The organism is Nostoc sp. UIC 10890, assembly GCF_054786515.1.
In genome coordinates this window covers 775947-796972 of record NZ_JBSGKF010000001.1, presented here as the reverse complement: position 1 = coordinate 796972, position 21026 = coordinate 775947, and the positions used below count along the sequence as shown (strand labels likewise).

Here is a 21026-nt window from a genome sequence, read left to right as displayed (position 1 = left end):
CAAAAACTTATTTTTTTTGAATTTAAATATCTTGGCATCGGTAAAATTTTCTGTACTAAGTTCATTTTTTCAGTTTGATTTTTTGCTCCTCTGTAATCGGTAAATTTTTAATTTCTTGTGAGGAGAACTTGAACAGATTCGATTTTGCTACGTTCTTTATGAATAGCCTTAATATACTTATCGCTTAATAAGGTAAAGTGAAGTATCATCGGCTAGAATGAAACAGGAAAATGCTAGATAACAATCCGGTACTAAAAGCAGACCACCTACTTAGTGCATTTACTGGGTTAAACTGCAAGGCATTTGATGAACTGTTACAAACGTTTGAAATTGTACTTAATCAGGAGGCGTAGCTTGCCGCCGTAGGCATCGTCTCATCTAGAAAAAAGCAACGAAAACGTTCCCTGTGAGGAGGAAAAAAGGCGAGATTGCGGCAAGTAAAAGACAAGCTATTTTTCATATTGTTCTATTTAAAGTGTTATTCTACCTTTGATATCGTAGGGATGTTGTTTGACGACTACACCACAGTCGGGCACATCGTTGGATACTAAAACTACAATCTTGCTATTAATTAAAATTATTAATTTGTAAGCAACATCATAATTTATTTTTAATCATTCAGTAGATATATTCAGATAAATAATCCCAGTTTTTTCAATAAAACACAAGACCAGTTAAGACAGTTAATAAGATATTTAAGAAAATAGTTAAGAAGTTTAAGAAAGTTAAGAAACTTAAGAAATTTAAGAAAGTTAAGCAGATATTAGGATTCATATTTGATTTCTGAAAAAACTCAGTACAACTAAGAAGCCTTCTTTCCTGTTGCCTATTGCCTGTCTACCCAAATTCGTTCAGAAATCAAAGCGGATTCCTATAGATATTTAAAATATTTTAATGAATCATAATTCGATATGATTCAGTAAGGCTCAAAGCTTTGTAAATTAGGAATTCTAATCAAGATTAAAAATAAACTGTAGTGTATCTTAAAGACTTCTCCTTGTTGTCGCCAATGATACAAAGCAATAGAAGCAGCGCTGCAACGGTTATTGAGCAAGCAATTACCACAAGCAAAACCAGTGAAAAAAGAAATCGTTCTTTGCCCTTCTCCTAGCAAAGACGCTGCGCGAACGGGTGATGCTTACAAACTCGCTAACGCCAGTTCAACGGGACGGAAACCGACACCGCAGACTGGACTCACCAGCACGACAGGTTAGTTTGTTTGGTGGTAACGATGAACCTGTAGCCGAGAGATTCAATTTTAAAATCACTTAATGAATTACAAAGTGTAGTAGTTACTAAAGCAAAAAGTTACTAAAGCAAAACGTCAAAAAGGAAATTTCAAGACCAGTTATAAATTTGAGTAAGCTCAGGCTTTTTCTTACCAGATAACAATCGCATTTTCTTGATTTAGAATGGTTGTGTGATTATTTTAATAATTCTTTAGTTCAAAACACAACTTACTTTTTTATTAACTGTCTTAACTAATACTGCTCAGTTACGCTTATTTGGGCATTATAGACAAAGATATTTCAAGGGGTTGAGCTTACTTTCATCCTTAACCGAGCAGTATTGATGTCTTAACTCTCTCAAGAATTTACTTAAATGTCTTAACTTTCCTTGATTTTTATTTTTAGCTAAGAGAAGATAAGTCTGCACATGATAGAGTAATCGACTTTGGCAGTATCTCTTGAGGAATTATTCTTTAATTATCTAAAAATATATAATTTTTTATAAACAACTTTGTTTTCTTCATAGGCTAATTTAGTTTTCCTTTCCCACTACATATCTGCTGTGAAAAATTATGACCTGTGTTGATTTACATCCTCATTTACATTGGTAATAAGTAGATGAACCTAATTAAATACAAAATGCTTTTTTATTGACTATGCAGGCATAATGCCCACCTCATAACAACAATTAACCTCTTATGGGTTATGGAGTAAACGTCTCACCTGCCCTATCTTCACTTTATTTATGTCCATCTACTCATCACGACGCTTTATTTACTAACCTAGACAAGTTGATTGAGTAATTATATGTGGCGATCAGCTACGCTGGGTGGTTACGCCATCGCTAAAAATCTCAATCTATATTTATCAAAGTTCAATTCAAAAGCGTAACGAAAAGGAAGTAAGCGTAGTGATTTAGAAAGCTAGGTATATAGCATAAAAGTTATGAATAAACTATTCACTGATAGTGATGAAACAGGGCGATCATCGTAAGATAATCCAAGGAAAGATAAGACAGTTAAAACTTAAGCAACAGTAAAAAAAATGAAAACAATAGTTAAATTACATCAGAAAATTTTTGCATTTAAATATAGTATTTTTTACCAAAGTACAAGTATCGCTATTTATAATCATTGACTTGACTATGAGATATCAAGTCGGTGGTAGCCTGAAGTATGATGACTCTACATATATTGTTCGTCAAGCAGACGAACAACTTTATACTGGATTAAAAACAGGAGATTTTTGTTACGTCTTCAACTCCCACCAAACAGGCAAATCATCTCTCCTACACCGGACTATTCATCACTTAGAAAAAGAAAATCATATATGTGTTTATCTGAGTTTAGCTCTATTAGGTACTAATCAAATTACACCTATACAATGGTATAAAGGCATTATTTTCAGCCTGTTTCATAAGTTAAATCTGACAAAACAGGTCAACTTTGAAAGTTGGTGGGAGCAACAATCAGAGCTTGATCCTGTACAACAACTGTATAAATTTGTTGAACAGGTGTTGCTGAAAGAAATTCAAAATAATCGCATTTTCATCTTGATCGACAATATTAATAGCCTCCTAAGTTTGAATTTCCCGATCAACGATTTTTTTATCTGGATTCGTTACTGTTATGAACAGCAAGCACACAACCCAAACTTTCAACGCTTGGGTTTTGCTTTGTTTGGTGTAGCCAGTCCATCTAACCTCATTGTTGATGTTGATCGACATCGAACGCTCTTTAATATTGGTAGAGCAATTAAATTATGTGACTTTCAATTAGATGAGGTTATGCCCCTACTTGCAGGTTTAGAAGAAGTAGTCAGCCAGCCACAAGCAATATTGCTGTATATTATTCATTGGACACAAGGACAACCGTTTCTCACCCAAAAGCTTTGTCATTTAGTTGTGCAAGTTGCCTTAGAAAGTTATAAAGGAACAATTACTATACCGAACGGTACTGAAAGATATTGGGTAGAACAATTGGTGCGATCGCGCATTATTCACCATTGGGAATTCCAAGATGAACCTGAACATTTCCGTACCATAAGAGATCGCTTACTTTTTGACGAACACAAAGCAGGAAAGTTATTAAACATTTATCAACGGGTGTTACAAGTAGAGGAACTAAGGAATAGGAACCCGATAGAGAACTTGATACCAGCCGATAATAGTGAAGAACAGACGCAACTGTTTCTATCTGGTTTGGTGGGAAATTATAACGGCTATCTGAGAGTTAAAAATCCGATTTATCGGAGTATTTTCACTCCTCAATGGGTATTAAGACAGTTAGAAAATCTTCCCTTTTCTTGGTAGGAGCTAGTAATCAGAATACATCTATATAGATAAGTTCTGCATTGTTTATCCGAGAGATAAGTATAAATTATTACTTATTCATGGTGCATCTACTCGTCTATCTTTGGATTTTGCTTGTGCATAATTTCTGCCAAGTTTTTAACCAAGTCTTGATTACAAGTAGTTCCACAACTATTAATAGTCAATATTTAGAGTTCTAATAAAGCGATAATCTTTTCGCAACACACAAGCAAAAAAGTCATAACTTATACAAGTTAAAAATATTACATTATTTAATTACATTTGTACAAATTCAGGTAAATACAAGGACTTCATTTCTTTAGAGAGTTTTTGCAACACAACCATCAAAACACCCAGTGAAAAAGTAGGAAAAGTAGGAAAAGTAGGATAAATAGATAATTGATGTCAGCGTTTACTATCAAGCTAGTATAATGTAACTTGTTTGTTAGAGTTCCAATATATCTTAGGAAAAGATAAAATAAAAATGTATCAAAAATTACCATACTAAATTATAGCTTCAGTATGTAAAAAGAAATATTGCTTGTGACACTCATTTATAACAGCTACTTGGGACAGCAATGTATAAAACTAAACGCGCACGAGGAGTTGTACTAACTTCCACAGGAATTAAACGGTTACAATCAGCAATTCTTTATGCGGAGATAGTAGAAAACAAAGGTGGACACTTGAGTTTAGAAGAAATAAGCTCGCGCATTCATGTTTCTACTAGAACTTTGAGTAAATTATGGTCTTTAAGTGAAAGTGTAGATCAAAAAACTATAAAACTCTGCTTTAGCGCTTTTAATCTAGAATTACACAGCGAAGACTATACCATAGTCAACAAAGCAAATGAGGCTGAAACATCTGAGTTATTGTCTATTGCAAATATAGAAAAAGATTTATCTCAACGTTCTGAATCAACCTCACTTGTCGAAGAACATCACATACAAACTGAACAGATAGAAAATTTTTGGTCATACCCGGATGGCCCAGTGCCTTTAGATTCTCAATTTTATATTGAACGTCCTCCACTAGAGAGAAAGGTTTATCGAGAAGTAACTACTAGTGGCTGCGTGATTCGGATTAAGTCTCCCAAACAGATGGGTAAAAGTTCTCTTGTTTTGCGGCTTTGTGCCTTTGCACAGAAACAAGGGTATCAGACTGTGAATCTGAATTGTTACCAATTCGATAGTGAGTGTCTAACTGATTTAAATAAACTGTTGCGTCGTCTTTGCTGGAAAATTGCAACTCAATTAGGTATAGACCCAAACCTCAAGGAAAACTGGAATGAAGAAATTGGCTACAACTTGAGTAGCGGCTTCTATTTAGAAAACTATTTGCTCGAACAATGTCAAAGCCCAGTAGTTTTAGTGTTGAATGAAATTGACCGTTTTTTTGAATATCCTCACATTTGTCACGAGTTTTTTACATTGTTGCGGTCATGGTGTGAGGAAGCACGACACAATCCCAATTGGCAAAAGCTGAGGTTAGTAATGGTTTACTCAACCGAAGACTATATCTCGATGGATATTAATCTCTCTCCTTTTAATATTGGTCTACCTATCCGTCTGAACGATTTTACTCAACCACAAGTAGAAGATTTAGCTAGGCGGTATAGTTTAGACTCGTTTAAAGCTAAAGATTTTGCCCAACTAATGTCACTAATAGGGGGACATCCAGCACTAATTCAGATTAGTTTGTATTATCTTAGGTCTCAAGAAATGGCCCTGCAAGAAATAATAGAGGAAGCGATCGCCAATGGTGGCATCTACCGCGATCATTTATGGCGACAGTTGATTAAACTGCAAGAAAATCCTAGACTGGCAAAGACTTATGCTGAAATTCTGGCAGCAAAGCAAGGTATTTCTCTTAATCCTATTGACACTTACAAGCTTGAAGGTTTGGGATTAATTCGCTTTGAGGGCGATCGCATCTTACCGCGTTACGGACTCTACCAGTCCTATTTTGCAAAACAGCTATCCACAATTGTTTGATAAAGCAACTATAAGGCACTGACTCAATATCAAATACTGCATAGGCGCAGCCCAACCTAGGCATCGCAGTATTACAGGATCAAATTCGAGGAAATTTTAGTTCTGCGTTTTCAACAAGAGTAGTTAATAGCTGTTTGATATCAAGCGTTTAATTATAATATATTTTTAGTTTAAAATAATTTTTTGCTAACTTTCTTAACTACCTTAACTTTCATTGCATTTTCGCTCTGATGCTGAGAATATCTGGCGTTGCAGAATAGAAATATCGTAAAACTGATGTTTTAGATTGCCAGTGGCTACAACAATTACATACTTACGGTTTACTGTCGGGTTCATTCCGTCCAGAAGACCAAATTTGTATTCTCCGTAGCTACGTTGGTTTAGATCCTACACGTTTTCCCACAGTCAAGTATTTTACTTCGTGGCTTGGTTTATGCTTTGGTAGCCGTGTTACTGGTGGCCAAAGTTAAAAGTTCTAAAACTCGTCCTGTTACGAACCGTGCCGCCACTGCTTTCCGCATGGCTGGACAAACCCTATGTCGTAGTCATTCTGCTTTGGGTGCTTACTATCGTCGTATGCAAGCTAGAATGGGCGCTCCAAAGGCGATTACTGCTATCGCTCATAAACTTGCACGTATTTTTTACTGCCTTTGGACATCTGGCGATCGCTACACTGACCCTGGTATAGATGCTTATGAGCAACAATCTCGAGAGCGCACGCTGAAATTTAGCTGATATGCTAGTTGTTTGCTTAGTTCATTGCTAAATTCGTACAATAATTGCTTGTATAATTCAGTATTTAATCGCTGCTTTAGTTGCTTTTGAATAACAATTTTTAGACCAGCATAGGGACTATCACAAAATATAATTTCAGGTTTTTGTTTACGAATTGCTATATACCCAGCTTTTACCGATTTTGCCGCTTTTTCACGATCAATCCGCTCAGTTGAAAATGCGATCGCTCTCCACTTGTCCCGATAAACTGGAATTAAAGCCTCTTGCTCAGGCGTTAGCGTGTGAATCATTTTTACTAATCAAAAACTTTCATCGAATTGAACGACTTCTAAATGGGGAAAGCATCTTAAGCAATTATGTTTGCACGCCAAATGTCTCTGGATCTACACCCCAATTTACCCAGCGAATCGCTTCACGCGCTGAGTTTATATTTGGTGGAACTCGCAAGGCGTGAATAAACCCTGTGCTAGGACAAGTCATTTTTAATAAATAAATTGATTCTTCATCAACATCAGCATCAATTTTTAATAACGTGTATTCTTGCCAACTATCTAATTCAATAGCTTGTAATTCTTGGCAAAGTCGGGCGTAACCAATACCTTGAATTAACACTCGGCGGAGTTCGGCATTATGCTCTGTTAAAAGCCAGTTAGCTTGCCATTGCTTCGGGTGGATTTTACCGTATTTTTCAGGTAAGGTTACACCGTGGAAGGAGTAGAGGCTATATCCATCGGTAAATTCAATGGCGGGTTCGCCTTCAGCGTGGAGGCGGTTTTCATTGTCGAAGCGCAGGTGAAGGGGGCGATCGCAGATAATTGTTACTTTTTCAAAAGCAAAAATCCAGCCACTTTCTGTAATTAATGATTGATAGTCCTGGAATTTTTTGACATCATAATCAAAACTTAAAACCTTAAAATAAAAATCATGTACACTAGCCTCTGTTGTTTTTCTATTTGGTTGCCAGCATTGAAAATAAATGTTCTCTATATAAGATTCTAAACGTTTTTTTACAGAAACCCATAATTGCTGTCCAATACTATTTTTTACTTGTCTCCAAGGTTTATTTAGTAATTCTTCATTAATTTTGATAAGCAATTCGGACATTAGACATCCATAGAATAGTCTATATCCATCATCCCAACCATTGCTATCTAGTTTAAAATAAAGATAATCGTATGTTGTAATATCTACTATTCCCTGAAATATTGGCGAATTGATTAACTCATTATAAAAATTTATTTGCTTTCCTATGATTCCTGGTAAAGACTGATGAAATTGTTGTTGATTTTTTATTCTAATTCTAAATGATTTATTTAATTTAATAATATTTGAAAAATCAAATTTTCGTCTTAATTGGTCAATTCTATCCAGAAATATCTCACTGAAAGCAGCATAAGGGCTATCGCAAAAAATAATATCAGGTTCTTCAAAGCCAAAAGCAGCATAGGCAACTTTTACAGCTTTCGCCGCTTTTTCACGATCAATTCGCTCAGTTGAAAGCGCGATCGCTCTCCACTTGTCCCGATAAACTGGAATCAAAGCCTCTTGCTCAGGCGTTAACTTCTCAATCAGCGACATAACGCCAACCTTCAGGCTCGTATTCCCTCTGAATTTTCACCATCCAGTCACCTTGGGGAATAGAAATAGCTCTATGCTCCTCATGAGCTAGTAATGCGGACCCTGAAATAACACGTAAGTAGAGTGTGCCATCTTTTTCAGATAATTCCGCCTTGCCATCAGTAATCTGATGTTTATGACCTGTAACTTCGCCTTCTGCCAAAGTTAAATGAGGTATTTTTTGTCCTTCAACCTGCTGCACAGGTAGTAAGATAACATCACCCTGACGAATTGGTTGCATGGTTTTGCTTTCCTGACATGGGTACAAACCCACTTCGCTTTTGCTCTCAAGTTTGATTTAATTTTGGCACAAGCTCTATTAAAGTTGGGAATTGGGCGTTAGTAGTGCTGAGTTAGGAGTTAGGAGTTAAAAGTTAAGAGTTAGGAGTTAAGAGTAGAGACGCGAAAAATCTTTGTCTGTACAAGAGTTAGGAGTTTTGTTTATCTCCTTGTCCCCTTGTCTCCCTTGTCTCCCTTGTCTCCCTCATTTCCCTAGTACAACACGGCGTAAATAAACCACCAATTCAAAATCAATGAAACGCTTACGCTGTATTCATTTTGAATTTTGAATTTTAAATTTTGAATTCCGCCTTGCGGTACTAGTCCTCAGTCCCCAGTCCCCAAATTTAAAAACTGTAGTCGCCAATTATGCGTTAGATAAGTTAAAGATTGAAATAGCTGGAAATTCAGACCCAGCGTACCCTCATTTATCCTCTGGGACAGACTGGGCCCTAAGTTCAGCGAATTTTCTCCCAAGCAGGCAGTTTATGTGAGGATTAAATCACCGCCCTAAGCGTGACCATTTATCTTGACAATTTGCAAAAGTTAACTCAATTTGACTGTTTGGCTTAGTAGCTCTTCTTTTTATTGAAATTTCCATGTCAACTCTCGTCATCGTCGAATCTCCAACCAAAGCTCGTACCATTCGCAACTACCTGCCAGCAGGCTATCGGGTGGAGGCGTCTATGGGTCATGTGCGTGACTTACCCCAGTCGGCTAGTGAAATTCCCGCTGCCGTCAAGGGGGAAACATGGGCGCAGCTAGGGGTAAATGTGGACGCCGACTTTGAACCGGTATATGTTGTCCCGAAAGACAAAAAGAAAATTGTCACCCAGCTAAAAGAAGCCCTCAAGGATGTAGATGAACTGATTCTAGCAACGGACGAAGACCGGGAAGGTGAAAGCATTAGTTGGCATTTATACCAATTGCTGAAGCCAAAAGTTCCCACTAAGCGGATGGTGTTTCACGAAATTACCCAAGAAGCGATCAAAAAAGCTCTGAAAAACTGTCGCAATATTGATGAGCAGTTGGTTCGCGCCCAAGAAACGCGGCGGATTTTAGATCGACTGGTGGGCTATACTCTGTCTCCCCTGCTATGGAAAAAAATCGCCTGGGGATTATCTGCTGGGCGAGTGCAATCTGTAGCCGTGCGACTTTTAGTCACTAGAGAACGCCAACGCCGCGCTTTCCATGAGGGTACCTACTGGGATTTGAAAGCCAGTTTGTCAAAGGAAAAAACCCCCTTTGCTGCCCAGTTGATCACATTAGGAGGAACCAAAATCGCTAACGGTAGCGATTTTGATGCAACGACTGGAGAAATTACCGCAGGTCGCAATGTCTTGTTGCTCAACGAAGAACAAGCGGTAGCCCTCAAGGAACGCCTAACTGGGAAAATCTGGAATGTTAACGACATTGAAGAACGCCCTGTGACGCGCAAACCGTCGCCACCGTTCACCACTTCGACACTGCAACAAGAATCTAACCGGAAATTGCGCCTCTCAGCCCGCGACACAATGCGGGTTGCCCAGAATTTGTACGAGCAAGGGTATATTACCTATATGCGGACAGATTCGGTGCATTTGTCAGATCAAGCGATCGCAGCAGCTCGGAGTTGTGTAGAAAAGCTCTACGGTCAACAATACCTCAGTCCCCAACCCCGGCAATACACCACCAAATCCAAAGGCGCACAAGAGGCACACGAAGCAATTCGTCCAGCGGGTAGCACCTTCCGCACTCCCCAAGAAACTGCTTTGGGCGGTCGAGAACTTGCCGTTTATGATTTGATTTGGAAGCGGACTGTCGCCTGTCAAATGGCTGATTCCCGCCAAACTCAAATTACCGTGCAATTGCAAGTTGAGGACGCTGGATTTCGTTCTTCTGGCAAACGGATTGAATTTCCAGGATACTTACGTGCCTACGTTGAAGGTTCAGACGACCCGGAAGCAGCGCTGGAAGACCAGGAAGTAATTTTGCCGAATCTGAAAGTGGGAGATCATCCAAATTGTACAGAATTGGAAGCGGTCGGGCACGAAACCCAACCGCCAGCTAGATACACCGAAGCTTCTTTGGTGAAAACCTTAGAAAGCGAAGGTATCGGTCGTCCCAGTACCTACGCCAGCATCATTGGCACGATCATCGACAAGGGTTATGCCCATTTGGTGACTAATGCTCTCATTCCCACCTTCACCGCTTTCGCCGTCACCGACTTGCTGGAAAAACATTTCCCAGACATCGTTGATCCTAGTTTTACCTCGAAGATGGAGCAAACCCTCGATGACATTGCCACAGGTGAAGCAAAATGGCTACCCTACTTGCAGCAATTCTATCTGGGAGAAAAAGGGCTGGAAACCCTGGTAAAAGAACGGGAAAGTCAAATTGATGCCACCAAAGCTAGGACTGTGGAACTAGAAAATCTAGATGCCAAAGTCCGCATTGGTAAATATGGCCCCTATATTGAAGTCGAAAATGGTGAAGGAGTGATCACCGCCTCAATTCCCAAAGACCTGACGCCAGCTGATCTCGACCCCAAACAGGTAGAAGTATTGCTGCGCCAAAAAATCACTGGCCCTGACCAGGTAGGTCGCCATCCCGAAACTGGCGAACCGATTTATGTAAAAATTGGCGCTTATGGGCCTTATGTCCAATTAGGGGACAAAACCGACGAAAACCCTAAACCGAAACAAGCCTCCCTACTCAAAGGTGTTACCCCAGAAACCGTTACTCTGGAAATGGCTGTTGGTCTATTGGCACTACCCCGGACATTGGGAGTTCATCCAGTCACTGGCGGCAAAATCCAAGCAAGTTTGGGACGCTTTGGCCCTTATGTCGTTCATGACCAAGGTAAGGAGGGGAAAGACTACCGTTCCCTGAAAGCTGCTGATAATGTATTGGCAATTAGCTTAGAACGGGCATTGGAATTGTTATCCGAACCAAAAAAGGGACGCAGTTCCACTAACAGCAAGTCCAAAGCAGCCTTACGCGAATTGGGTACGCATCCAGAGGACGGGGAAACAGTTAACATCTACGATGGCCCTTATGGCCCTTACATCAAGCATGGCAAAACTAATGTAAGTATCCCAGAAGGTCAAACAGTAGAAGATATAACCCTGGCTGAGGCGCTGAACTTGTTAGCAGCTAAGGCATCGACTGGGAAATCGACTCGCAAAACGAGTAAATCAACGAGTTCCAAATCTAAGTCAACTGCTAAATCATCAACGACCACTGCGAAAAAAAAGGCGATAGAAGACTAATTGTAAGTCAGGCAATTTTGGATTTTGGATTTGTTTCACTCACAAGAAGTGTTAGCATCGCTAGCGTCTCGTAGAAAAGCCTTAGGGCTATCGGCAATCTAAAATCTAATTTTGGCACTCAAGAGTTCAAAGTCCGACTCTTGACCAATATCACTAAGTTAAGATATGGCACTTGCCCTGACTGATTCTCAGTCTGAAGGTTGGGAAGCAGTCAGGGAAACTCCACCAAAGGTAGCAACCTTCTCGGAATACATTCCCAGTCTTAAGACTAGGAACGAGGCAACACAAGCCTTTGGGCTTAACAAGAGTGCCATTCGACTCTTGACCCTTGATATCCATCCTTGATAGGATACAGTTCGGTAGGTTGCAAGTGTGATACTCTAAAAAGTAAGGGAAAACACAACGCTAAATTTTAGAAGTGGCTTATCTCCCAAATACGGGATTGTGTATCAGCCCGATTGGAAGCCAGAGGTGCGAAAATATACCATTTTCTGCGTACCTGTTAATCAAAATTGAGGTAGTATCTCAGGAGCGGTCAGTTCATGGACTATATAGAAAAGGTGCTGGAAAAGGTTAAGGAATTAGCTCGTAGGCTTATTGAGAGCCTATTAGGGCCAGAGGCTGAACCGGAACCGGAACTGATTCCGATTCCTGTAAACGATCGCTCGCGCCGTCGCCACTAAAATCACAGTGGTAAACTCGACCTTACAACCCTTAAGCATTCTGGCATTGCATGGGCCAAACTTAAATTTGCTAGGACAGCGAGAACCAGGAATTTATGGTTCCTTGACACTAGCTGAAATTAACCGCCTGTTAAAAGAAGAAGCATTCAAGTTACAGGCGAAAGTTTTTCCTTTGCAGTCAAATCATGAAGGAATTTTAGTAGATACTATTCATGAGGCGTTAGGGCAATATCAAGGAATTTTGATTAATGCAGGGGCGTACACCCATACAAGTGTGGCATTGCGAGATGCGATCGCTGCTGTTAACTTGCCCACAGTAGAAGTGCATCTGAGCAATATTTACCGTCGGGAAGATTTTCGCCATCATTCTTACATCGCTCCAGTCGCAATTGGGCAAATAAGTGGTTTTGGGGTCCAAAGTTACTTGTTGGGCTTACAAGCTTTAGTGAATCATTTAAGAAAAGACGAAACGTAAAGAATGAAAAATGAATCGATTTTAGAGTTTAGATTTTGGATTAAATTCTTCAATCCAAAATCCAAAATCCAAAATCCAAAATCCAAAATTCTATGCGTTACTCTCCTATAAGTCGGTTTAAAGGAACTTTACTCGGAGCATTCCTGGGAGAAAGTTTAGCCTCTGGTAGTGAAATAAAGTTTCAGGGTTACCTAGATTTAGGCAGAATGGCGGTTGTGGGTACCCAGAGTTTGATAGCATTGGGTAGATTAGATTTAGATGATTGGATAAGGCGTCAGCAACAAGAGTCTCCTCATTTACTAGAAACTGATGACATATCAATAAAAATAATTATTTCCACACTACCAGTAGCACTCTTTTTTCACGAAAATCCAATTAAGCTGCGACAAACCTTGTTGCGTGTGCTAAAAAACTGGGATGATGACCCAGTAGTAAGGGATGGAACACTAGCAGTAGGATATGCGATCGCTCTTGCCCTAACTGAAAAACTCGACCCCCTAACCCTTATCCCCCAAACGGTTTCTTTTCTCGGAGAAACATCGACATCAATACCAAAAAACTTATTAAGAGTCCAGAATTTATTACAACAAGGGGCTGGATTGTCAAGGGCGCAAGCTGAGTTTGCTCAGAAAGAAAAACTCAGTAACGCTATTGCTATGGCATTTTACTGCTTTTTAAGTACCTTGGAAGACTTTCGCCTTGCAGTTTTGCAGGCTACTCACAATGGCAATACTAAAGTGCAAGATGCTACGCCTCTAATCTCACAGGCTACAGGTGCAATTACTGGTGCTTTATCAGGAGCATATAATGGTACAGGTGGAATTCCCGTAAATTGGCAAGTCTTGCTCTTGCAGAGGAATTCTCCAGCATGGGGACTAACTAGCTTTTCTCAAATGTTAGAATTGACCGATGCATTTGTGGCGGTGTGGTCAGGAGTGTATGATATTGCTCTAAATCCAACGGAGTTAACAGAGGAGGAATGTGAGGTGTCTCTGCTTTCAGTTTATGCAGCTCCTCGCGTTATTCGGTCGCGTTAATCTCAATTGACCAAATTAACAAGGGGCTTAAGTACCTTGTTAAAGGTAGGCAAATTTCTGCCATAGTGTACTAGTACAGCACGGCGTAAATAAACCACCCATTCCCAATCAACAAAACCCTTACGCTGTCTTCATTTTTAATTTTTAATTTTTAATTTTTAATTCCGCCTTGCGGTACTAGTCTTATATACTAGAATTTTTCAGTAAACTCTCGGACTGATTCTGTAGGTAGCTATTGTGGTAAATCGGCAACAACAAAGCCCCACCACCATAGTTGCAGCAGCCACAGAGCAAACTTCCCTGATAATTGTCTTTTTTTGAGCTATCAAAGTCGGCAATTGCAGGCAAAGATGATGAAAATGCAGCAATTTTTGCAGTTATTGACCCAGCAATTGACTCACTGGCGGCGACAGTACAAAGGACTACGCCGTAAAGGAAAGTTAATGAGAAGTCCCAAAAGTAAAAGCCATAGAAGGGAACTTATCAGGACTATGGCCACAAATGTATTCCTGTTTTTATCAAAAACCAATGAAAAAAGCGCTCGCCGAAAACAAGAAAGAGCGCTCAGGTTAAAGGCAAAATCGGTCAAAACTAAGAGTGGTATTTATACAGTCGGTTTAGAATGGGTACATGAACAGCGTTCCTTGGTGATTTTAGCGATCGCTGTAGTGTCCCTCACAGGGGTTATTGGGTATAAATTATACAATCAGACTCAACTCCAAGTAGGAAGTCCCGCACCCCAGACATTTACAGCGCCCTACACAGCTAACATCGAAGATCAGAAACAAACAGAAGCCGAACGCAAAGCCATCAGTAAAAGCTCCTTACAAGTGTTGATGGTTAACGTGCGAATCAACGAACAAATCAAGGAAAAATTGCAACAATTTCTTGATGATGGCAACGAAATTCGCGCCGTTGCTGGAGCTTTTCCTTTTTTTGATCCTCTAGTTTTGTCCATCTCTATCCAGCATTACCTCCGCTCCTGTCCTAACCCAGAATGGCAAGCACTGCTATTGGCTCTAGAAAATAGTAAAAATCAGCAGAAGAAAGGAATAGGACAAACTACCACCTCATTCCGTTCATCATTGATAGCCGCTCCTAATCAGGAACGCCAGCCGCACACAACACCACCTAAATCTGATTCCCAGAGTCCAGAAGAGACACAGACAGTTGATTTTTCTCAAAACAGTAATTTTGCTCAAGCAAAAGCAGAACTAGAATCTTACGGCATCGCCACTTCTGAGAAAAACTTGTCCTTACTGATTGCCAAAATTTCCCAAACCCGCCAAAAATTCACCCAAGCCACTGCCAAACTTTTACAGTTGGAGAGCATTAGCCCAGAAGCAGTATATGAGGAATCCCTCATTTTGGATTTGTCAGATGGGGAGTGGGAAAAAACACAAATAGGAATTTATCAGAGTATAGAGCGAATTCTTACCCAGGGCATCCCACTGGGACTGCCACGAAATATCTTACAAGATGCGGTGAGCTTACAAGTGCAGACTTTTGTACCAGAATCCGCTGAACCTTTAGCAAGCAAACTTTTGTTAGCTGTACTCAAGCCGAATCTGCAAAACGATGAGGAACAAACGAGAGAAAACGCTCAAAAGGCTGCTGCGGGGATACCACCGGTGATGGTGAAGGTACAGCGTGGTGAGGTGATTGTCAAAAAAGGAGAACAGATTAGTGCATGGAACTTTGAGGTGCTGGAGCATTATCACCTAATTCGTCGGGAGGTAAAATGGCACGAGTTAGTGAAATTAGCAGGCGTTATTGCGATCGCTATTGGCATTTTTGTCTGGGTAGAACGGCATATTGATTACGAATTACGACAACGCGATCGCCTATTAGTATTACTGCTAACTCTAAGTGTGCCAGGAGTAATCACACTCGGATTGCCATATACCACCTGGAGCGCCCTTGGTTTATTGTTGGGAAGCTTCTACGGCCCCACTTTGGGCTTGACAGTTGTCGGACTGCTGTGGCCGATATTAGGCATTAGCTTGGATATGAGCAAGGCTGCCCTTTTAGCTGGTGTTGGGGGAGGAATATTAGGTAGTTACATTGCACAACGATTGCGATCGCGTGAAGAATTGGCATTATTGGGTATTGCGATCGCTTTAACTCAGGGCGGTATTTACCTGGCTGTTAAAATCTTAATTGGTCAAGCATTTGGTTCAACTTGGTATATCGTCCTCCGAGAAGCCGGATTATTTGCTTTATCCGGTTTAGGCTGGAGTGTTGTCGCTTTAGGGTTGAGTCCTTATCTAGAAAAAGTTTTTGATTTAGTTACCCCAATCCGCCTAGCAGAACTGGCGAATCCTAACCGCCCTTTATTAAAACGACTCGCTACTGAAACTCCCGGAACTTTTCAGCACACGCTACTTGTCGCTACCCTTGCCGAAGCTGCTGCCAAAGAACTAGGATGTAATGTTGAGCTAGTCAGGGCTGGCACATTATATCATGATATTGGCAAAATGCACGACCCTCTTGGCTTTATTGAAAATCAAATGGGGGGGCCGAATAAACATGATACAGAGATTAAAGACCCTTGGAAGAGTGCAGAAATTATTAAAAAGCACGTAACTGAAGGGTTGGTGATGGCGCGGAAACACCTTTTACCGACAGCAATTCAAGCTTTTATTCCAGAGCATCAGGGAACGATGCTAATTGCTTATTTCCATCACCAAGCGTTGCAAATGGCTCAGGAAGATCCAAGTTTAATAGTAGACGACGCAGATTTTCGCTACGATGGCCCAATTCCGCAATCACGGGAAACCGGAATTGTGATGTTAGCAGATTCTTGTGAAGCGGCGTTGCGATCGCTCCAAGGGTCAGATTCAGGTAAGCGTTCCCTTCGCGGCTCGTCTCCCGCAAAAGAGGAAAAGCGATCGGTTAATGTCTCCACCGAACAAGCTTTAACAATGCTAAATAATATCCTGCGTGCCAAATGGCAAGATAATCAACTCGTTGATTCCGGCTTAACACGAGAAGAAATGTCACAAATTGCCCAGATATTTGTGGATGTTTGGCAGCAATTTCATCACAAACGGATTGCTTATCCAAAGTTGAAGGCTGGTAGTACTGCACGTAATTCGTAATGCGATCTCTATCGACTGGCTACACCTACGCATATCTGTTGGCGACCTAATTTAAAAGATGAAGCTGACAACCAATTATGTTAAAAAAACAGTAATACGACCACGTAAAGAAGCATCTGTTGCTGTTTAATACCTAAGATTATTCGTACTTTTGCTAAGTCTCTGATTAACTCAGCCCTGCTGGGTCAAGTCGCTTCTCTACGAGACGCTGCGCGAACGCTCCAATTAAAAATTAAAAATTAAAGACAATTAGTGGGGGCTTGAAACCACCACTAATTGAAGACCGCTAAATTTTCAATTTAGCGGGGGCTTGAAACCCAGAATTAATTAATTCAAAATTATTTTCACTCTTCTCTTCATTTTGAATTTTGCATTTTGAATTCAAAAAAGGTCATTTTGTATGGCTTAGTCTAAACTCCAGTTTAAAGCCGGAATTGTTGATTCCCATTCACGAGTTCTGTACTGCCCCGAACCACCACAACCCGAAAACCCACAAAGTAGTACCAATTTTCACGCCCGTGATAGCGGCGAACCGCCGAGCGGCAATTCCTGGGATTATGTTCCCACGAACCACCACGCAAAAGCCGAAATTTATTATTATCAACTAACCAAGCGCTTTCGTCTGTTGGCGCTCCGTTATAATTTTTGTGCCACTCATCCTGACACCATTCGCATACATTACCATGCATATCAAATAAACCAAAAGGATTGGCAGGAAATTTTCCTACATCTGTTGTTTGCTCACGATATTCACCCTTTGGGCCAGAATTATAGGCGTAATCGCCGTTGTAATTGGCTAAATCAGTTGTAATCGTTTCGCCAAAATAAAACGGCGTAGTAGTTCCCGCCCGACAAGCATATTCCCATTCTGCCTCACTGGGCAAGCGATAGGTTTTCTCAGTATTTTTAGATAGTCGAGCGCAAAACTCAATTGCATCATCCCAAGAAACCTGTTCAACAGGTCGATTAGCACCTTTAAAATAGGATGGTTCGGGATTTAAATCAATATTAACCTTGGGTAAAGCGGCAATAGATGCCCATTGACTCTGAGTTACTGGAAATTTCCCCATAAAAAAGGGTTGAATGGTAACAGGATGCTGTGGACTTTCATCGCCACTTCTTTCTGGCTCACTCTCTGGCGAACCCATGAAAAATTTACCACCGGGAATTGCAACCATCTCCAGAACTACACCATTACCCAGGTTTTCTGTAAAAAACTCAGTGCGTCCACCTGCTTGTCGTTTTTGATACTCTACTTTTTGTTCTTTCTTTAAGCGATCTACATCCTCATCTTTAAGCAGATAGTATTTCCGTAATTTCTCTAATTCAGCTTCGGATTTTTCACGCAACGGATATCCTTGTTCATCTACAAACTTTGTCAAGTATTGCTTGTATTTGTCTAGGTTTTTCTTATATATACCGTAAGGCTCTAATGCTTTTTCTCTAACTGCACTAGCTTCTGTATCTGTTAATTTTAACTTTTCTTGTAAATCTTTTAATATGTCAGATTCCACCAGAGAAATCTCGCCATCAGACGCAAATTCTTCAGCCTTATAACGATACTCAGCTATTGCGGCTTCCCTGCTTACCCGTTTTTGTTCACGTTCCTTAATTAGTTGTTCAGCCGCGAACTTAATTCCCTGAGCTACATTCGTGAATGCATCATCTTGATTACTCCAAGACTTAATAGGTTGGGCATTTTTGGGCAAAGCTTGTAGTTTAGCAAATGGTGCATCTTGCCAAAAAACGTTTCGCAGAATAATTGGAATGACACAAGCTTCTCCCTTTGCGTGGCGTTCTATTGCTGTGGTAACTTCAACATCCGAGCAGTATTCAGAAAATATAAAGTCTGAACTGACTAATAATAAAATGATATCGGCTTTATTTAAATTTTCATTAATCTGCTGATCCCATTCTTTTCCTGGTGGTATTTTGCGATCGTGCCAAGTTGAAGTTATACCTTGGCGTTCCAACATCGTCAGGTGTTTAGCCAGTTCATCCTTTAGGGGTTCGTCGTTGTGAGAGTAGGAACAAAACACCTTGAGTGGTTCCAACGAAACATCTGCCATTTTGCGTCTTCAGGGGTAGTATAAATTACGCTTCTCACAAATTATAGTATTTTTGCCTGATTTCCTTGATAAACTAACTGCGATCGCCAGTGCAACTCCTCATCGTCTCAACCCGGAGATATGATATTGCGATCGCTACATGCTTTGATATATTCTGATGGGACTGCGATCGCTCATAGCATAGAAGGCGAGGCTTTTTCTGATATTGCGATCGCTATATGTTCTTACCTATTTTGATGGTAGTGCGATCGCTATAATTTGCAATTGCTGACACGTAAAGCCCATGTAGAGAAAACCCGTAGAGAGAATACAAAACGATAGTCTTCCAGCGATATCTCTGTATCCATAGGTAATCTGAAATTTTCTGGTTTGGCAGGTTTAAAATATATGGTGTCACTCAAAAGAGACTTATGACCTTAACCCTGAACTTGCCGCCAGAATTAGAACAGTATCTTGCACAACAAGCTAAACAGCAAGGGCTTTCTGTCGAAACATATACCTTGCAGATTTTGCAAGAATATATTCTGCGAGAAGAGAAACAGTCTAAGTTAGTCAATGCGCTTCAGTCTTGGATTGATGAAGGTGACGCTGATGAGCAGCAAAAAACAGGAGAGTACTTAATTCAAGCCTTAGATGAGGATCGTTTATCCGATCGTAAATTATTCCCTTTTGAGTTAAAAGGTATAACTTGGTGAATCAGGTTATTCTGTTAGATTCAGGGCCATTAGGTTTAGTCACAAATCCAAAGTTGTCTGCTGAAAGCTTGGCTTGCACCCAATGGTTGCAAACACTCGTTTCCTCTGGCAGTCGAGTTATAATTCCTGAAATCGCCGATTATGAAGTGCGGCGAGAATTATTACGAGCAAACAAAGTCAAAGGTATTGCTCGTTTAGATGAGTTAAATCAACTTCTAGAATATTTACCCATCACAACAGCTGCAATGCGTCAAGCTGCATTATTCTGGGCACAAGCTCGTCAACAAGGACAACCAACTGCTGGTGATAAGACAATTGACGGTGACATAATTTTAGTAGCCCAAGCTGTAACTATTATCGATGCAGATGTTGCGATTGCAACAACTAATGTTGGTCATTTATCTAGGTTTGTTGCAGCCGATTTGTGGCAGAACATAAAAACAAGTTGAGTGAAACCCAACATCTAATTGGGTTAACGTTGGGTTTCACAGAATTTAACTACCTTGATTAGGCGGTATTTCTTCAGATGGCGGTTCCGCTGGGGGGGCGAGTACCGCATCCGGCGCAATTTCTTCTACGGGAATCGGTTGCTTATCCTCAATTTCTAAATCTGGTTGCGCTGCTTCCACTAATTCGGGAGATGGGGGATGTGGTGGAATCGCTTCCGGTACACTCTCGGTTTTGGCTTCGGTGTCAGTAGTAACTGTCTCCTCTACTGGTTGTTCTGGTATGACAATAGTTTTGTCGATAATCTCAACAGCAGGTTGCTCTGATATTACAGAGATAATATCTTCAGGCTTAGGGGTTGTGGGTGTTTTTTTACTCACAGTCTGCTGCACCTTGTCTTTCGCACCACTGAAGGTACTACCCAGACCTTTTTGCAACTGGCCCAGCCGTTCCTGAAGGGACAACTTATTCACCTGTTCTTGAATGCCAGTTTTCACCGTCTCAGGACTGGGTACTTGGGTTTGTTGTGCCTGCGGGGTCAGTTGGCGACGTAATGATAGAGTTTGCCAGCCAAACCAGACCAAAAGAGCCACACTAGCCACATGACCCAGCAACAAACCCCCAGTAATGCGTGGTGCAAACACCCATAAGACTAAGGCGTAGAACAGTCCCACACCACTCCAGATAAAATCATTCTTGCGGTGGATTTCTGGAAAAAAGAAAGCTGCTATATAAATGGCTAAACTACCAAGACCGACCACCAAAGCTAGGACAAATGCCAGCATTATTTGGTTACTCCTTTAACTAGAGATTGGGGACTGGGGATCGAGTACTGGGGATCGGTTACTGGGTATTAGGTATTAGGAAGAAAAAGTAATTTAGTGAATTAAATTATTTCCTAGTCCCCAGTCTCCAGTCCCCAGTCCCCAGTCCCTCAAATAACAATTTTGCAAATTTTGCCAGTCAATTGTTGATTTAGATACAATTTAAAATTAATTATCCATGTTAGTTGTGAATTTTTGCCCTTTATTCAAGTCTTAAGGTCTTCTTTAGGGGAGAACGGAAAATATCGGACTACCCTTATAGGTAAAGGATCTGCAAGA

The 21026-nt window shown here is 40.6% G+C and carries 17 protein-coding genes; 12 read left to right on the top strand and 5 right to left on the bottom strand.

Translation table 11 applies throughout. The annotated features are described in order from the left end of the window. Nucleotides 1–1076: 1076 nt before the first annotated feature. From ACWATR_RS03225 to ACWATR_RS03210, 4 genes are all read left to right on the top strand, one after another. Nucleotides 1077–1214 carry a hypothetical protein gene (locus ACWATR_RS03225; protein WP_460329471.1) on the top strand — a complete coding sequence of 46 codons (138 nt, stop codon included), beginning with the start codon at nucleotides 1077–1079 and terminating at the stop codon, nucleotides 1212–1214. A gap of 1159 nt (nucleotides 1215–2373) precedes the next feature. Next, a complete protein-coding gene (locus tag ACWATR_RS03220) occupies nucleotides 2374–3540 on the top strand; it encodes an AAA-like domain-containing protein (RefSeq protein WP_460329469.1) in 1167 nt (388 codons plus the stop codon). Between the two features lie 578 nt (nucleotides 3541–4118). After that, a complete protein-coding gene (locus ACWATR_RS03215) occupies nucleotides 4119–5534 on the top strand; it encodes an AAA-like domain-containing protein (protein ID WP_460329467.1) in 1416 nt (471 codons plus the stop codon). A gap of 456 nt (nucleotides 5535–5990) precedes the next feature. Next, nucleotides 5991–6269, top strand: a complete 279-nt coding sequence (locus tag ACWATR_RS03210) for a hypothetical protein (RefSeq protein ID WP_460329465.1) — start codon at nucleotides 5991–5993, stop codon at nucleotides 6267–6269. On the opposite strand, the gene ACWATR_RS03205 is transcribed toward ACWATR_RS03210, so the two are convergent. The 3 genes from ACWATR_RS03205 to ACWATR_RS03195 all read right to left on the bottom strand — a co-directional run bounded on the left by ACWATR_RS03205 (nucleotide 6227) and on the right by ACWATR_RS03195 (nucleotide 8127). Then, nucleotides 6227–6559, bottom strand: a complete 333-nt coding sequence (locus ACWATR_RS03205; RefSeq protein ID WP_460329463.1) for a hypothetical protein — start codon at nucleotides 6557–6559, stop codon at nucleotides 6227–6229. The genes ACWATR_RS03210 and ACWATR_RS03205 overlap by 43 nt on opposite strands. 64 nt (nucleotides 6560–6623) lie before the next feature. Then, complete coding sequence (locus ACWATR_RS03200) at nucleotides 6624–7847, bottom strand: DUF6745 domain-containing protein (RefSeq protein WP_460329461.1); 1224 nt, start codon at nucleotides 7845–7847, stop codon at nucleotides 6624–6626. After that, nucleotides 7834–8127, bottom strand: coding sequence for a hypothetical protein (locus ACWATR_RS03195; protein WP_460329459.1), 294 nt, complete (start codon nucleotides 8125–8127; stop codon nucleotides 7834–7836). Before ACWATR_RS03195 ends, ACWATR_RS03200 begins: the two co-directional genes overlap by 14 nt. Nucleotides 8128–8764: 637 nt before the next feature. Here ACWATR_RS03195 and topA point away from each other — a divergent pair. The 6 genes from topA to ACWATR_RS03165 all read left to right on the top strand — a co-directional run bounded on the left by topA (nucleotide 8765) and on the right by ACWATR_RS03165 (nucleotide 16712). After that, on the top strand, nucleotides 8765–11416 hold the full coding sequence (gene topA / locus ACWATR_RS03190; RefSeq protein ID WP_460329457.1) for a type I DNA topoisomerase: 2652 nt from the start codon (nucleotides 8765–8767) through the stop codon (nucleotides 11414–11416). Nucleotides 11417–11581: 165 nt separating this feature from the next. Next, complete coding sequence (locus ACWATR_RS03185) at nucleotides 11582–11761, top strand: hypothetical protein (RefSeq protein ID WP_460329455.1); 180 nt, start codon at nucleotides 11582–11584, stop codon at nucleotides 11759–11761. Between the two features lie 197 nt (nucleotides 11762–11958). Next, a complete protein-coding gene (locus ACWATR_RS03180; RefSeq protein ID WP_167407621.1) occupies nucleotides 11959–12099 on the top strand; it encodes a hypothetical protein in 141 nt (46 codons plus the stop codon). A 7-nt stretch (nucleotides 12100–12106) separates the two neighbouring features. After that, entirely contained in the window at nucleotides 12107–12574 is a 468-nt protein-coding gene (gene aroQ, locus ACWATR_RS03175; protein ID WP_460329453.1) for a type II 3-dehydroquinate dehydratase, read from the top strand. Between the two features lie 92 nt (nucleotides 12575–12666). Continuing rightward, complete coding sequence (locus ACWATR_RS03170) at nucleotides 12667–13611, top strand: ADP-ribosylglycohydrolase family protein (RefSeq protein WP_460329452.1); 945 nt, start codon at nucleotides 12667–12669, stop codon at nucleotides 13609–13611. Nucleotides 13612–13964: 353 nt separating this feature from the next. Continuing rightward, nucleotides 13965–16712, top strand: coding sequence for an HD family phosphohydrolase (locus tag ACWATR_RS03165; RefSeq protein ID WP_460340166.1), 2748 nt, complete (start codon nucleotides 13965–13967; stop codon nucleotides 16710–16712). Between the two features lie 422 nt (nucleotides 16713–17134). Here ACWATR_RS03165 and ACWATR_RS03160 read toward each other — a convergent pair whose 3' ends face one another. After that, nucleotides 17135–18781, bottom strand: coding sequence for an SUMF1/EgtB/PvdO family nonheme iron enzyme (locus ACWATR_RS03160; RefSeq protein WP_460329450.1), 1647 nt, complete (start codon nucleotides 18779–18781; stop codon nucleotides 17135–17137). Between the two features lie 410 nt (nucleotides 18782–19191). Between ACWATR_RS03160 and ACWATR_RS03155 the strand changes: the two genes are divergently transcribed. Further along, entirely contained in the window at nucleotides 19192–19476 is a 285-nt protein-coding gene (locus ACWATR_RS03155; protein WP_460329448.1) for a hypothetical protein, read from the top strand. Beyond that, nucleotides 19473–19925 carry a PIN domain-containing protein gene (locus tag ACWATR_RS03150; RefSeq protein ID WP_460329446.1) on the top strand — a complete coding sequence of 151 codons (453 nt, stop codon included), beginning with the start codon at nucleotides 19473–19475 and terminating at the stop codon, nucleotides 19923–19925. The genes ACWATR_RS03155 and ACWATR_RS03150 overlap by 4 nt, the downstream gene beginning before the upstream one ends. Nucleotides 19926–19970: 45 nt before the next feature. Here the strand turns inward: ACWATR_RS03150 and ACWATR_RS03145 are convergent, their stop codons facing one another. Next, complete coding sequence (locus ACWATR_RS03145) at nucleotides 19971–20708, bottom strand: Ycf66 family protein (protein WP_069067809.1); 738 nt, start codon at nucleotides 20706–20708, stop codon at nucleotides 19971–19973. Nucleotides 20709–21026 lie beyond the last annotated feature (318 nt).